General features: G+C 68.8%; 14 protein-coding genes. 8 read left to right on the top strand and 6 right to left on the bottom strand.

Annotated elements, in window-relative coordinates:
• Positions 1-100: 100 nt before the first annotated feature.
• Together YS110_04655 and YS110_04650 are read left to right on the top strand one after the other, a co-directional pair.
• Positions 101-823 (top strand): hypothetical protein, encoded by a 723-nt coding sequence (locus tag YS110_04655; GenBank protein UJB64104.1) that lies wholly within the window; start codon positions 101-103, stop codon positions 821-823.
• A complete protein-coding gene (locus tag YS110_04650) occupies positions 823-1356 on the top strand; it encodes a hypothetical protein (protein UJB67347.1) in 534 nt (177 codons plus the stop codon). Before YS110_04655 ends, YS110_04650 begins: the two co-directional genes overlap by 1 nt.
• A gap of 239 nt (positions 1357-1595) precedes the next feature.
• Here the strand turns inward: YS110_04650 and flhC are convergent, their stop codons facing one another.
• The 6 genes from flhC to YS110_04620 all read right to left on the bottom strand — a co-directional run bounded on the left by flhC (position 1596) and on the right by YS110_04620 (position 6343).
• Entirely contained in the window at positions 1596-2147 is a 552-nt protein-coding gene (gene flhC, locus YS110_04645; GenBank protein ID UJB64103.1) for a flagellar transcriptional regulator FlhC, read from the bottom strand.
• Between the two features lie 27 nt (positions 2148-2174).
• The gene (flhD, locus tag YS110_04640) at positions 2175-2501 is read right to left on the bottom strand and encodes a flagellar transcriptional regulator FlhD (GenBank protein ID UJB64102.1); all 327 of its coding nucleotides are present in this window, start codon (positions 2499-2501) and stop codon (positions 2175-2177) included.
• 184 nt (positions 2502-2685) lie between these two features.
• A complete protein-coding gene (locus YS110_04635) occupies positions 2686-3555 on the bottom strand; it encodes a sulfurtransferase (protein UJB64101.1) in 870 nt (289 codons plus the stop codon).
• A 37-nt stretch (positions 3556-3592) separates the two neighbouring features.
• Entirely contained in the window at positions 3593-4507 is a 915-nt protein-coding gene (locus YS110_04630; GenBank protein ID UJB64100.1) for a DMT family transporter, read from the bottom strand.
• 92 nt (positions 4508-4599) lie between these two features.
• Entirely contained in the window at positions 4600-5052 is a 453-nt protein-coding gene (locus tag YS110_04625) for a hypothetical protein (protein ID UJB64099.1), read from the bottom strand.
• A 160-nt stretch (positions 5053-5212) separates the two neighbouring features.
• Complete coding sequence (locus YS110_04620) at positions 5213-6343, bottom strand: aromatic ring-hydroxylating dioxygenase subunit alpha (protein ID UJB64098.1); 1131 nt, start codon at positions 6341-6343, stop codon at positions 5213-5215.
• A 264-nt stretch (positions 6344-6607) separates the two neighbouring features.
• Between YS110_04620 and xseB the strand changes: the two genes are divergently transcribed.
• The 6 genes from xseB (at position 6608) to YS110_04590 (ending at position 12960) form a co-directional block, all read left to right on the top strand.
• Positions 6608-6850 (top strand): exodeoxyribonuclease VII small subunit, encoded by a 243-nt coding sequence (gene xseB / locus YS110_04615; protein UJB64097.1) that lies wholly within the window; start codon positions 6608-6610, stop codon positions 6848-6850.
• Positions 6835-7764, top strand: a complete 930-nt coding sequence (locus YS110_04610; GenBank protein ID UJB64096.1) for a polyprenyl synthetase family protein — start codon at positions 6835-6837, stop codon at positions 7762-7764. Before xseB ends, YS110_04610 begins: the two co-directional genes overlap by 16 nt.
• Positions 7765-7992: 228 nt before the next feature.
• Entirely contained in the window at positions 7993-9855 is a 1863-nt protein-coding gene (gene dxs, locus YS110_04605) for a 1-deoxy-D-xylulose-5-phosphate synthase (GenBank protein UJB64095.1), read from the top strand.
• Positions 9856-10009: 154 nt separating this feature from the next.
• On the top strand, positions 10010-11092 hold the full coding sequence (locus YS110_04600; GenBank protein UJB64094.1) for an ABC transporter substrate-binding protein: 1083 nt from the start codon (positions 10010-10012) through the stop codon (positions 11090-11092).
• 184 nt (positions 11093-11276) lie between these two features.
• Positions 11277-12104 carry a MetQ/NlpA family ABC transporter substrate-binding protein gene (locus YS110_04595; protein ID UJB64093.1) on the top strand — a complete coding sequence of 276 codons (828 nt, stop codon included), beginning with the start codon at positions 11277-11279 and terminating at the stop codon, positions 12102-12104.
• A gap of 49 nt (positions 12105-12153) precedes the next feature.
• Positions 12154-12960, top strand: a complete 807-nt coding sequence (locus tag YS110_04590; GenBank protein ID UJB64092.1) for a MetQ/NlpA family ABC transporter substrate-binding protein — start codon at positions 12154-12156, stop codon at positions 12958-12960.
• Positions 12961-12984: the final 24 nt, after the last annotated feature.

Genomic DNA, 12984 nt, shown 5'->3' with positions numbered 1-12984 from the left:
CGCCAAAACCGTCCCTGTTCCGCCGATGGCGGCAGGGCGGGGAGCGCTAGGATCGGTGCGCAAAAGCTAGCACCGCCATGACCATTCCGGGAACCCACGCATGACACACCGACACCTCGCCGCGTTGCTGGCAGCGGCGCTGCTGGCGGGCGGCTGCGCCAACCTGGACGTGCCGCGCGCCGACAACTATCCCGCCACCGGCCAGAAGAAGGCGCGTGCCGTGCACCATTGGGACGTGCTGGCCGACGACGTGGCCGCGCGCGTCGCCGGGAAGATCGCCGCCTGGCCGGCGGGCGAGCACCCCATCTACGTCACCGTGCCCGACGACTCCAGCTTCAACCAGGGCTTTCTGAAACTGCTGCGCGTGCGCCTGCTCGACCGGGGCGTGGCCGTATCCGCCGTGCCCACCGGGGTGGAGCTGGAGGTGCAGGCGCAGGTGGTGCAGCACCCCTCGGCCACGCCGGTGCGGCTGCCCGGGCCGCTGCCCTTCACCATGCTGGCCACCGGCGTGGGCGTGTGGCGCGACTGGCAGACGCATTACTCCGACCGCTACCTGCTGCCCGGCGTGGCCACGGCCATCGGCCTGGGCGCCGGCGTGGCGCTGGACCTGGCGCAGCGCCACACCCAGGGCGAGGCGGCCGGCGGGCCGACGCGCACCGAGGTGCTCATCACCACCGCGCTGAAGAGCCAGGACCGCTACCTGGCCGGGTCGGCCGACATGTACTACATCGAACGCGAGGACGCCGCGCTCTACCGGCCCGAGCCGCCCGTGCTGCCGCCCCCGCCGCCGCCGGGCAAGACCTGGAAGGTGGTGACGCCATGATGAAGCGCCGCGCCGCCTGGCTGGCGCTGCTGGCCGCTGCCGTGGCGCCGGGCTGCGCCTCGTACTACTACGGCGATGCCGGCGCTGCCGCCGCGCCGCAGGCCGATCTGCTGCAGGCCAACCAGCAGGCCGCCGATGCGCTGCTGCAGTCCGCGCGCCTGGACCCGCGCGCCAGCGTGCTCGTGGCCACGCTGGTGAACGTGGACCGACTGGGCGAATCCTCGCGCCTGGGGCGCATCTGTTCCGAGCAGATCGCCGGCCGCCTGGTGCAGCGCGGCGTGCCCGTGACCGAGGTGCGCCTGCGCGAGCAACTGGCGCTGCAGCCCGCGCAGGGCGAGCTGCTGCTGTCGCGCGAGCTGCGCGAGGTCAGCCAGGCGCACCAGGCACAGGCCGTGGTGGTGGGTACCTACGCGGCCTCGCCCCGGCAGGTGTTCATCAGCCTGAAGCTGGTGCGGCCCGAGGGCAACCTGGTGGTGGCAGCGCAGGACTACGCCGTGCCCATGACCGCCGAGCTGCGCGGACTACTGAAGTAGCACCCCCCTGAGGCGCTTTGCGCCTTCCCCCCGCTCTCGCCACGCCTGGCGTGGCGGGCAGGGGGACGACGCCAGCGCAGCGGGGCGGCCCTTGCGCGGCGTCCGCTGGCCTGGGTCGCGCCCGTTTCATGCGCAACGGGCGGCGCCTGGCCCTATGGAAAATTAGGAAAATGCTCCTGAAAAAATAGCTGCCAGCGCTTGTGCATCAAGCGCTGGCAGCTATTTTTATAGAGAAAGAATCAGTGCAGCTGCAGGGCCCCGGCGCTCTTGCTCTTGCCGGCGCGCGCGGGCGGGTTGCACAGCCCGCACTGGTAGTGGCGCGCGTTCTCGTAGGGCTCGGTCACGAACAGGCCGCCGCATCCGGAGCACTTGGTGCGCGTGAGCATGTTGGCATCGACGAACTTGACCAGGCGCCAGGCGCGGGTGAACGACAGCAGCGCCTCCAGGCCGGCCGCTTCGATCTGCTCGGTGTACAGGCGGTAGGCCTTGGTGAGCTGCTCCACCGTGTCGATGCTCACGCCCTTGGCCAGGTACTCGTAGATGTTGAGGAACAGCGAGCTGTGGATGTTTTCCTGCCAGGTCAGGAACCAGTCGGTGGAGAACGGCAGTTGCCCCTTCGAGGGCGACTTGCCCGCGATCTCCTTGTACAGGCGGATCAGGCGCTCGTAGGACAGCGTGGTCTCCGATTCGAGAACCTGCATGCGGGCGCCCATGCGGATCAGCATGGCGGCGCGCTCGATCTGCCGGGACTCGTTGAGCACGCTCTTGGCGGCGGGGGCGGCGGTGGTCATGGGGCGGGCTCCTTGCGGCAACGGGTCTCAGAGCACTTCGGCCACGCGGCTGGCCATCAGGATGTTGGCGTGCAGCGTGTTGGTGGCGTCGTTGCCGACCTTCTTCAGCGAGTGGTTGGTCAGCAAGCTCCACACCAGTTCGTCGTCCACGCGGAAGCTGCACAGCAGCGTGTTGCGCGAAGCCAGCTTGAGCACCTGGGCGGCCGACAGCGAGGCCAGGATGTCGCAGGCCTCCTCGTTCATGCCCAGGCGGAACACGGCTTCGGCCTTGTCGTGGCGGATCAGGTTCTGCGCCAGCATCAGGTAGGTGAGGTTGGCTTCGCGGATCTCGGCAAGCAGTTGTTCGTTGGTCATGATGCAATCCTTTCAGTTGGATACGCAGTGAAACAATGCGTGATCCGTTGAAATGGATTGTGATTTGGGCCCAATCAAAAATTAAGTCGGGGTTTGGCTGCGCACTGCGTCAGGGTGCACAGCCGGCGCTGTAGGAATTTGCCTTACAGGGGCATAGGGCCGCGCGCCACAGCACTTCGCTGCGTCAGCCGCGCTCCACGGGGCGCTGCGGGTCGCTGCACCACTCGCTCCAGCTGCCCGCGAACAGCGCCGTGGGCCCCAGGCCCGCCACCTCCATCGCCAGCAGGTTGGGCAGGGCGCTCACGCCGCTGCCGCACTGGTGCACCACCGTGGCGGCGGGGCGGCCCTGCAGCAGCGCCTCGAACTCGGCGCGCAGCAGTTGCGCGGGCTTGAAGCGCCCGTCGGCGGCAATGTTCTCGGTAAAGGGGCGGTTCAGCGCCCCTGGAATGTGCCCGGCCACCGGGTCCAGCGGCTCCACCTCGCCACGGTAGCGCGGTGCGGCGCGGGCGTCGAGCACGGTCTGGCCGTCCTGCCCCAGCGTGGCCAGCACCTCGGCCGCGCTGGCCAGGCGGCGCAGTGGCGCCTGCAGCGCGAAGCTGGCGGGCAGGCGGGCGGGCCCGGCGCCCGCGGCCACGGGGCCGCCCGCGGCCGTCCAGGCCTGCAGCCCGCCGTCGAGCACGGCCACGGCGTCGTGGCTGGCCCATTTCAGCATCCACCACAGGCGGCCGCAGTAGTTGCAGCCGTTGCGGTCATAGACCACGGCCTGCATGCCGTTGGCGAACCCCACCGACGACAGCCACGCGGCGAAGCGCTCGCGGCCGGGCAGCGGGTGGCGCCCGCCGGACGCGGCCTGTTCGCCCGGGGCGGGCTGCTTGAGGCTCAGGTCGCGGTCCAGGTGCGCATGCACCGCACCGGGAATGTGCGATGCCAGGTAGGCCTGGGTGCCCGCCTCGGGCTGCGCCAGGTCGAAGCTGCAGTCGAACACCATCAGCGGCTGGCCGCTGGCCAGCAAGGCTTGCAGTTCGGGGGCGGAGATCAGCGTGGTGTAGGGCATGGCAGCGGGCGAAGAAGGGAAGAAGCAGGGGATTGTGTCAGTCTTCCTTGACCGGCGGCGTGCCGGGCGCGGCCCGCGTGCGCAGGATGGTCGCTGCCATGCCGCTGGCCACGATCAGCGCCATGCCGGCCCAGCCGATGGGCGGAATGCGCTCGCCGAACAGCAGCATGCCGTACAGGCTGGCGAAGACGATGCCCGTGTACTGCAGGTTGGCCACCACCAGCGTGCCGCGCTGCGTGCGCGCCGAGGCGTAGGCGCGCGTCAGGCACAGCTGGCCCAGCGCCGCGAACAGGCCCAGCGGCAGCAGCCACAGCGCACTCCAGCCCGGCCAGGGCGAGGTGCCCGCCGCCACCATGCCCGCGCTGCCGCCCACGGCGGCGCCGAGCGCGAAATAGAACACCGTGCGCGTCTCGGGCTCGCCCAGGCGCGACAGCGCCACTACCTGCATGTAGGCGAACGCGGCCGTGAGCCCCGAGGCCAGGCCCACCAGCCCGGCGAACATCTGCTCCGGGGCGATGCTGGGGCGCAGCATCAGCACCACCCCGCCGAAGCCCGCCAGCACCGTCAGCACCAGCGGCACCTGCAGCGGCGGACGCGGCGTCCCCGCCGACGGGCGCCAGGCGAGCAGCGTGCCGCCGACCAGGAAGGCGGCGATCCACACGCTGCTCATGTAGTTGAGCGTCATGGCCGTCGCCAGCGGCAGGTAGGCCACGGCGTAGAACCACGCGCTGAGCGAAGCCACGCCCAGCAGGCTGCGCCAGGCATGCATGCCGGGGTAGCGCGTGGCCAGCGGCACGCCTTGCGCGCGCGCCAGCGCCCACAGCAGCGCCATGCTGACGAGGCCCCGGTAGCACACCAGCTCGGCGGTGTTGAAAAAGGCCGAGGCGGTTTTGACGCACACGCCCATGCTGGCGAAAAGGAATGCGGCCAGCACCATCCAGAGGGCTTGCATGGAACTTCGGAGTATGAATGAAAAAGGCTGCCAGCGCTTATGCGCCAAGCGCTGGCAGCTATTGTAATAGGAGCGTGACGGGGCCTGTGGCCTCAGCCCGGCGGCCTGTTGCGCGCCGCGTCCAGCGCCTGGCATGCGGCCACCACGGCCTGCACGGTGCGCTGGCTTTCGCGCGAGAGGCGCAGGTAGGTGTGGAGCATGTGCTGGTCGGTCAGCCCGAGGGCGGGCAAGGGCAGGTCCTGCCGCCGCAGGGCATCCGCCGTACCGGCCTTGGGCAGAGGGGGCGCGGTGCCCAGCAGCAGGGTCTCGGGGGATACGCGCAGCCATTCGGCCAGCACGCGCAGCTTGTCGTGGCGCGGCAGCGAGATGCCCAGCAGCCAGTTGCGCGCGGCGTAGATGGAGATGCTCCGGCCCCAGTAGCGCAGGTTGAATTCGTGCGCCACGGCCGTGGGGGATGCCGGATGGCCGGCTTGCTCCAGCGCGCGCCGCAGGCGCTGCGCAAAGGCTTGCGCTTCTGTGGGAGGAGGCTTGGCATCGCGCGGCATGCGCGAAAATTAGCGGAGCGGGCCTGCCTTGGGGTTAGAAAGACTCACGAATTCATTGAGTCAAACAGTGGCGCGCACCGGCCGGCACCCCAGACGCGGCAAAGCCCGCGCGCCAGGCAAGGCATGCGGGCTTTGTGTTTTTCAGCGGCCGCGCAGCGGCTCAGAGTGCCGCGCCGAGCTTGGCCCGGTACCACTCGTGGAAGTGCTGCATGCCATCTTCCATCGGGCTCTGGTAGGGGCCGACTTCGTTCTCGCCGCGCGCCAGCAGGGCCTTGCGGCCGGCGTCCATGCGCTCGCCGATCTCGTCGTCCTCAATGCAGGTCTCCATGTAGGCGGCCTGCTGCGCCTCGACGAATTCGCGCTCGAAGGCGACGATTTCCTCGGGATAGTAGAACTCCACCATGTTTAGCGTCCTGGTCGTGCTGACGGGGTGCAGCGTCGAGACGGTGAGCACGTGCGGGTACCACTCCACCATGATGTGCGGGTAGTAGGTCAGCCAGATGGCGCCGCGCTCGGGGCGCTGGCCGCCCTGGTACTTGAGCAGCACCTCATGCCACTGCCTGTACACATCCGAGCCCGGCTTGCCGAAGGTGGGCGCCACGCCCACGGTCTGCACCGAGAACTCCTTGCTGAACTCCCAGCGCAGGTCGTCGCAGGTGACGAAGTTGCCCAGGCCGGGATGGAACGGGCCGACGTGGTAGTCCTCCAGATAGACCTCGATGAAGGTCTTCCAGTTGTAGTTGCACTCGTGCAGCTCCACGCGGTCGAGCGCGTAGCCCTCGAACGACAGGTCGGCGCGCGGGCCCATGCCCGAGAGGTCGGCGGCGATGTCGCGGCCGTTGTCCTCGAAGAGGAGGCCGTTCCACTCGCGCAGCTTGTAGTTGTTGAGGTTCAGGCACGGGTCGTGCGCGAAATGCGGCGCGCCCAGCAGCTCGCCGCCAGCGGCGTAGGTCCAGCGGTGGATGGGGCAGACGATGTTGCCACCCGCGTGGCCCTTGCCCTGGCCCTGCAGCGAGCCGCGGCCGTTGAGCATCACGGCCTGGCGGTGGCGGCAGACGTTGGAGATCAGCTCCACCTGTCCTTGCGCATTGCGCACCAGCGCGCGGCCCTCGCTTTCCTGGGGCAGGGCGTGGTAGTCGCCCGGGTTGGGGACGCTGAGCGCGTGTCCCACGTAACGCGGGCCGCCTTGGAACAGGGCCTGCATTTCACGCTGGAACAGTGCTTCGTCGAAGTAGCTGGAAACTGGTAGTTGGCTTGCGGCCTGCTGCAGTTGAAGACTTAAATCAGACATGGGCGACCTGACCTAAAGACTCCCCACAGGGAGGTGCGCGTGCATGCGCGGTTGAATAAAAGACAAAACCGGCCGGGATGGGTACCCAGGGCCGGTCTCGCGGGGGAATGGGATTATAGCTGGCAGGGTTATTTCCGCATCCTCCATGCGTGTATTGGGTGGCCGTGCCAGCGCAGGGGGCTGGGGGGCTCTCTCCACGCCGCGTGGGTGCCAGCGCCTAAAATCCTGCGTTTTGACCCCGCGTCCCCCCTTCCTGGAATCCCCATGCCCAAGGCCCCCGCCGCACCCGCCACGCCCCCCGAACCCGCCAGCTACGAAGCCGCGCTGGAGGAACTGGAGCAATGGGTGGCGCGCATCGAGTCGGGCCAGTTGCCGCTGGACCAGATGCTCGCGGGCTACGAGCGCGCCAATGCGCTGCTGGCCTTTTGCCGCGCGCGGCTCGAAGCCGTGCAGGAGCAGATCAAGGTGCTGGACGAGGGGGCGCTGCAACCATGGACGCAAGAGTGAGCTGTTCCGATTCTTCCGCCGTGGCGGCTTCCTTCGACCTGGGCGCCTGGAGCCACCACCACCTCGCGCGCGTGGAGCAGGCGCTGTCGCAATGGATCGCCCCGGACGCCCCGGCCGGGCTGGGCGAGGCCATGCGCTACGCCGTGCTGGACGGCGGCAAGCGCCTGCGCCCGCTGCTGGTGCTGGCCGCCAGCGAGGCGGTGGCGGGCCAGCCCGAGGCCGCGCTGCGCGCCGCGTGCGCGGTGGAGCTGATCCACGCCTATTCGCTGGTGCACGACGACATGCCGTGCATGGACAACGACGTGCTGCGCCGGGGCAAGCCCACGGTGCACGTGCAGTTCGGCCAGGCCCAGGCGCTGCTGGCGGGCGATGCGCTGCAGGCGCTGGCCTTCGAGCTGCTGGTGCCCGAGGGCGCGGGCATTCCCGACCGCGTGCAGGCCGCGCTGTGCCGCCTGCTGGCGCGCGCGGCCGGGGCCGAGGGCATGGCAGGCGGCCAGGCCATCGACCTGGCCAGCGTGGGCGTGGCGCTGGACGAAGCGCAACTGCGCCAGATGCACCGCCTCAAGACCGGGGCGCTGCTGCAGGCCAGCGTGGCCATGGGCGCGGCCTGCGGCAGCGCCGATGCCGCCGGCCAGGCGGCGCTGGCGCGCTATGGCGCGGCGCTGGGCCTGGCCTTCCAGGTGGTGGACGACATCCTCGACGTGACGCAGGACTCCGCCACCCTGGGCAAGACCGCAGGCAAGGACGCCGCGAGCGACAAGCCCACCTACGTGTCGCTGCTGGGGCTGGAGCGCGCGCGCGCGCATGCCGATGCATTGCTGGGCGAGGCGCTGGCCGCGCTGGCCGCCAGCGGCCTGCCCGATACGCGTGCCTTGCATGCCCTGGCCGAGATGGTCGTGAACCGCTCGAATTGAGATGGAACACCCCCTGAGTCGCTTCGCGCCTTCCCCCTCTCTCACGCTTCGCGTGGGAGGGGGACGCAGCCAGCGCGGCGGGGCGGCCCTTGCGCGGCTGCCCTCGCCTGGGCTGCGCCGGTTTCATGCACCTGTGGCTAATTTGTGATGAGCAGGGTTGAAAATACCAGTCAAAAACGCCTCTGGCCCTTATCCATCAAGCGCTAGCAGCTATCAAAAGAAGAGTCCATGACCACGATTTCCTACCCTTTGCTCTCGCGCGTGAACGATCCTGCCGACCTGCGCCGTCTCTCGCGCGCCGAGCTGGGGCAACTGGCGGCGGAGCTGCGCGCCTTCTTGCTCGACAGCGTGTCCAAGACTGGCGGGCACCTGAGCTCCAACCTCGGCACGGTGGAGCTGACCGTGGCGCTGCACCATGTCTTCAACACCCCGCACGACCGCGTGGTGTGGGACGTGGGCCACCAGACCTACCCGCACAAGATCCTGACCGGGCGGCGCGAGCGCATGCACACGCTGCGCCAGCTCGGCGGCCTGTCGGGCTTTCCGCAGCGCGCCGAGAGCATCTACGACACCTTCGGCACCGCGCATTCGTCCACCAGCATCTCCGCCGCGCTGGGCATGGCGCTGGCGGCCCGGCAGCGCGGCGAGAGCCGCTACAGCATCGCCGTCATCGGCGACGGCGCCATGACCGCCGGCATGGCCTTCGAGGCGCTGAACAACGCCGGCGTGGCCGACGCCAACCTGCTGGTCATCCTCAACGACAACGACATGAGCATCAGCCCGCCCGTGGGCGCGCTCAACCGCTACCTGGCGCAGCTCATGAGCGGGCAGTTCTACGCCAAGGCGCGCGACATGGGCAAGAACGTGCTCAAGAATGCCCCCCCGCTGTGGGAGCTGGCCAAGCGCCTGGAGCAGCAGGCCAAGGGCATGGTGGTGCCGGCCACGCTGTTCGAGAAATTCGGCTTCAACTACATCGGCCCGATCGACGGGCACGACCTCGACTCGCTCATCCCGACGCTGGAGAACATCAAGGAGCTGAAAGGCCCGCAGTTCCTGCACGTGGTCACCAAGAAGGGCCAGGGCTACAAGCTGGCCGAGGCCGACCCCGTGGCCTACCACGGCCCCGGCAAGTTCGACCCCAGCGTGGGCCTGGTGCCGCCGAGCACGCCGCAAAAGCCCACTTTCACCCAGGTGTTCGGCCAGTGGCTGTGCGACATGGCCGACAAGGACCAGCGCCTGGTGGGCATCACCCCGGCGATGCGCGAGGGCTCGGGCATGGTCGAGTTCCACCGCCGCTTTCCGGGCCGCTACTACGACGTGGGCATCGCCGAGCAGCATGCCGTGACCTTTGCCGCCGGCCTGGCCTGCGAGGGCGTGAAGCCCGTGGTGGCCATCTACTCCACCTTCCTGCAGCGCGCCTACGACCAACTGATCCACGACGTGGCGCTGCAGAACCTGCCGGTGGTCTTCGCGCTCGACCGCGCGGGCCTGGTCGGGGCCGACGGGGCGACGCACGCGGGCGCCTACGACATCCCGTTCGTGCGCTGCATTCCCAACATGAGCCTGGCCTGCCCGGCCGACGAGCGCGAGTGCCGCCAACTGCTCACCACCGCCTACGAGCAGGACCACCCCGTGGCCGTGCGCTACCCGCGCGGCAGCGGCGCGGGCGTGGCACCGCTGGCCGGACTGGAGGGCCTGCCGTTCGGCAAGGGCGAGGTGCGGCGCCAGGGCCAGCGCATCGCCATCCTGGCGTTCGGCACGCTGCTGTATCCGGCGCTGGCCGCCGCCGAGACGCTGGACGCCACGGTGGCCAACATGCGCTGGGCCAAGCCGCTCGATACCGAGCTGCTGTTGTCGCTGGCGGCCACGCACGACGCCATCGTCACCGTGGAGGAGGGCGCCATCATGGGCGGTGCGGGCAGCGCCGTGTGCGAGGCCCTGAACGCTGCCGGCGTGACGCGGCCGGTGCTGCAGCTGGGCCTGCCCGACGTCTTCATCGAACACGGCGACCCGGCCAGGCTGCTGGCGCTGCAGGGGCTGGATGCCGAGGGCATCGCGCGTGCCGTGCGCCAGCGTTTCGCCCAGGCATAAGACCGTGAACACGTTCTGAGCGCCGATAAGGACATACGCGCGGTTGCCTCCAGGGGCCGGTGCATGTTCCTACAATGCACCTCGGCTGCGAAGTCCTCGGCCGCCTTGCACACCATGGGGCGGCCCGAGTTTTCAACTATCCAGGAGACCCTACATGGATCGTCGTTCCCTCATCAAAAATGCCGGTATCGCGGGCGTGCTCGCCGCGGGCGTGGCGCCCGCCGTGCACGCGCAGGAAACCGTGCGCTGGCGCCTGGCTTCCAGCTTCCCCAAGTCGCTGGACACCATCTTCGGCAGCGCCGAAAAGCTCTCTGAAACCGTGAAGGCGCTCTCCGGCGGCAAGTTCGAGATCTCCGTGCACCCCGCGGGCGAGCTGATGCCCGCCTTCGGCGTGGTCGATGCCCTGCAGGCCGACACCATCGACATGGCCCAGACCGCAGCCTACTACTTCACCGGCAAGGACCCCATCTTCGCCTTCAGCTGCGCCGTGCCCTTCGGCCTGACCACGCTGCAGATGGCCGCCTGGAAGGACCACGGCAACGGCCGCAAGCTGCTCGACGCCTTCTTCGAGAAGTACAACTTCCGCATCGCCAGCGCGGGCAACACCACCACGCAGATGGGCGGGTGGTACCGCAAGGAAATCAAGGGCGTGGCCGACCTCAAGGGCCTGAAGATGCGCCTGGGCGGCGGCGTGTTCGGCGAGGCCATGGCCAAGCTGGGCGTGGTGGCGCAGAACATGCCCGCGGGCGACGTGTACCAGGCGCTGGAAAAGGGCACGCTGGACGCGGCCGAGTTCGTCGGCCCCTACGACGACGAGAAGCTCGGCTTCAACAAGGTGGCGCCGTACTACTACTACCCGGGCTGGTGGGAGGGCAGCGCCGACCTGGAGTTCTTCATCAACCTCAAGAAGTACAACGCGCTGTCGGCGCAGAACAAGGCCATCCTGGATGCCGCCACGCGCGTGGCCGCGGCCGACATGACCTCCAAGTACATGGCCGTGAACCCCGTCGCCCTCAAGCGCCTGGTGGCCAACAAGACCCAGCTCAAGGCTTTCCCGAAGGCTGTGATGGACGCGGGCTTCAAGGCGTCGATGGAAGTCTTTGCCGAACACGAGGCCAAGTCGCCCGAGTTCAAGAAGATCCACCAGGACATGCGCGCCTTCCAGCGCGACCAGATCCTGTGGAACCGCTTCTCCGAGTTCCCGTTCAACCAGTACATGGCCGGCGTCAAGATCTGACCCAAGCCCGCCCCGCACCCCGAAAGCCGCAGCACCGCCTGCGGCTTTTTTTTGGCATTTCCAAATGCGGAATCCTTCGTGGTGCAGTGCAGCACCCGATGGTGCAATGGCCTTCATCGGCGGCTGCGTGCCGGTGCGGTGCCTGGGGGCGCCGCCGGCGCGCGGCCCTCCAAGGAAAGGCACCATGCTCGCGCACCTGCGGAAATTTCTCGCACTCCACCTGATCGCCCTGGCGGCCTGGCCGGCGCTGGCCGCTGCCGCGCAGCCCCTGAAGATCGGCGTCACGCCCGGCTCGCTGGCCGATTCCGTGGCCGTGGCGGCCCAGGAGGCGCGCCAGCAGGGCCTGGACGTGGAGGTCATCGAGTTCACCGACTGGACCACGCCGAACACGGCCCTGGCGGCGGGCGACATCGACCTGAACTACTTCCAGCACCAGGCCTTTCTCGACAACACCGTGCGCGAGCGCGGCTACGCCTTCACCAGCGTGGGCACCGGGCTGCTGCCCAACATCGGCCTGTATTCGCTGCGCGTCCAGCGCTTTGACGCGCTGCGCGAGGGCGCCCGCGTCGGCGTGGCCAACGACCCGGTGAACCAGGGGCGCGGCCTGCTGCTGCTGCAGAAGGCCGGGCTCATCCAGCTGCGCGACGGCGCGGGCACCCGGCCGGGCCTGGACGACATCGTGGCCAACCCGAAAAAGCTGCGCTTCGTCGAGATCGAGGGGCCGCAGCTGGTGCGCGCGCTGGACGACGTGGACCTGGCCCAAGGCTACCCGGCGCACTACGTCAACGCCGGCAAGCCCCAGGTGGCGGGCAGCGCGCTGCTGTATTCGGGCATCGACGACCTGTACTACGCGATCCGCTTCGTGGCGCGCCGCGACAACGCCAGGGACGCGCGCATCGACAAATTCGTGCGCCTGTACCAAAGCTCGCCCGCCGTGCGGGCGCAGATCCACAAATCCTATGCCGGCAACGACAAGCTCTACAGCCTGCCCTGGCGCGTGAAGCAGCCTTGAGCCGGATCTTCCTTCCCTTTTTGCCTACCGTTTTTTGGAGATATATCGCATGAAATTCGCCCGCCTTCTGATCGCCCCCCTGGCCGCATTCGCCGTGCTGCAGGCCCACGCGGCCGACAAGCTGCGCATCGGCGTGCTGCCCGGCGTCTATGCCGACGCCATCGGCGCCGCGGCCAAGGACGCCAAGGCCCAGGGCATCGACGTCACCGTCACCGAGTTCACCGACTGGACCACGCCCAACGTGGCCGTGGACAGCGGCGACCTGGACATCAACTTCTTCCAGCACCAGCCCTTCCTGGACAACGCCATCCAGAAGAACGGCTACAAGCTGGGCAGCGCGGGCGTGAGCTTCCTGGCCAACATCGGCCTGTATTCGCTCAAGCACAAGTCGGTGGACCAGGTGCCGCAGGGCGGCAAGGTCGGCATCGCCAACGACCCGGTGAACCAGGGCCGGGGCCTGCTGCTGCTGCAGAAGGTGGGGCTCATCAAGCTCAAGCCCGGCGTGGGCTTCCTGGGCACGATCAACGACATCACCGACAACCCGAAGAAGCTCAGCTTCGTCGAGGTGGAGGGGCCGCAGCTGGTGCGCATCACGCCGGACGTGGACATCGCGCAGGGCTACCCGCACTTCATCGTCGCGTCCAAGGCCTTCGACCCCTCCAGCGGCCTGGCGTATTCCGGCATCGAGGACGCGCGCTTTTCCATCCAGTTCGTCGTCAAGGCCGACCGCACCAAGGACCCGGTGATCCAGAAGTTCGTCAAGGTCTTCCAGAACTCAGACGCCGTCAAGGCCGCCATCCACAAGGCGTTCGCGGGCGACACCAAGCTCTACACCCTGACCTGGACCCGGCAGTAAGCCGCCGCGGCCATTCCCGAAAGA

The sequence above is a fragment of the Acidovorax sp. YS12 genome, from assembly GCA_021496925.1.
Classification (GTDB): domain Bacteria; phylum Pseudomonadota; class Gammaproteobacteria; order Burkholderiales; family Burkholderiaceae_C; genus Paenacidovorax.
Note: the sequence above shows the minus strand (reverse complement) of the source record. Positions and strands in the feature narration are given on the sequence as shown.

What these genes read in the sequence shown, in the direction of transcription:
- YS110_04655 (UJB64104.1), top strand. Translation starts at nt 101, where the DNA reads ATGACACACCGACACCTCGCCGCGTTGCTGGCAGCGGCGCTGCTGGCG.
- YS110_04650 (UJB67347.1), top strand. Translation starts at nt 823, where the DNA reads ATGAAGCGCCGCGCCGCCTGGCTGGCGCTGCTGGCCGCTGCCGTGGCG.
- flhC (UJB64103.1), bottom strand. Translation starts at nt 2,147, where the DNA reads ATGACCACCGCCGCCCCCGCCGCCAAGAGCGTGCTCAACGAGTCCCGG.
- flhD (UJB64102.1), bottom strand. Translation starts at nt 2,501, where the DNA reads ATGACCAACGAACAACTGCTTGCCGAGATCCGCGAAGCCAACCTCACC.
- YS110_04635 (UJB64101.1), bottom strand. Translation starts at nt 3,555, where the DNA reads ATGCCCTACACCACGCTGATCTCCGCCCCCGAACTGCAAGCCTTGCTG.
- YS110_04630 (UJB64100.1), bottom strand. Translation starts at nt 4,507, where the DNA reads ATGCAAGCCCTCTGGATGGTGCTGGCCGCATTCCTTTTCGCCAGCATG.
- YS110_04625 (UJB64099.1), bottom strand. Translation starts at nt 5,052, where the DNA reads ATGCCGCGCGATGCCAAGCCTCCTCCCACAGAAGCGCAAGCCTTTGCG.
- YS110_04620 (UJB64098.1), bottom strand. Translation starts at nt 6,343, where the DNA reads ATGTCTGATTTAAGTCTTCAACTGCAGCAGGCCGCAAGCCAACTACCA.
- xseB (UJB64097.1), top strand. Translation starts at nt 6,608, where the DNA reads ATGCCCAAGGCCCCCGCCGCACCCGCCACGCCCCCCGAACCCGCCAGC.
- YS110_04610 (UJB64096.1), top strand. Translation starts at nt 6,835, where the DNA reads ATGGACGCAAGAGTGAGCTGTTCCGATTCTTCCGCCGTGGCGGCTTCC.
- dxs (UJB64095.1), top strand. Translation starts at nt 7,993, where the DNA reads ATGACCACGATTTCCTACCCTTTGCTCTCGCGCGTGAACGATCCTGCC.
- YS110_04600 (UJB64094.1), top strand. Translation starts at nt 10,010, where the DNA reads ATGGATCGTCGTTCCCTCATCAAAAATGCCGGTATCGCGGGCGTGCTC.
- YS110_04595 (UJB64093.1), top strand. Translation starts at nt 11,277, where the DNA reads ATGCTCGCGCACCTGCGGAAATTTCTCGCACTCCACCTGATCGCCCTG.
- YS110_04590 (UJB64092.1), top strand. Translation starts at nt 12,154, where the DNA reads ATGAAATTCGCCCGCCTTCTGATCGCCCCCCTGGCCGCATTCGCCGTG.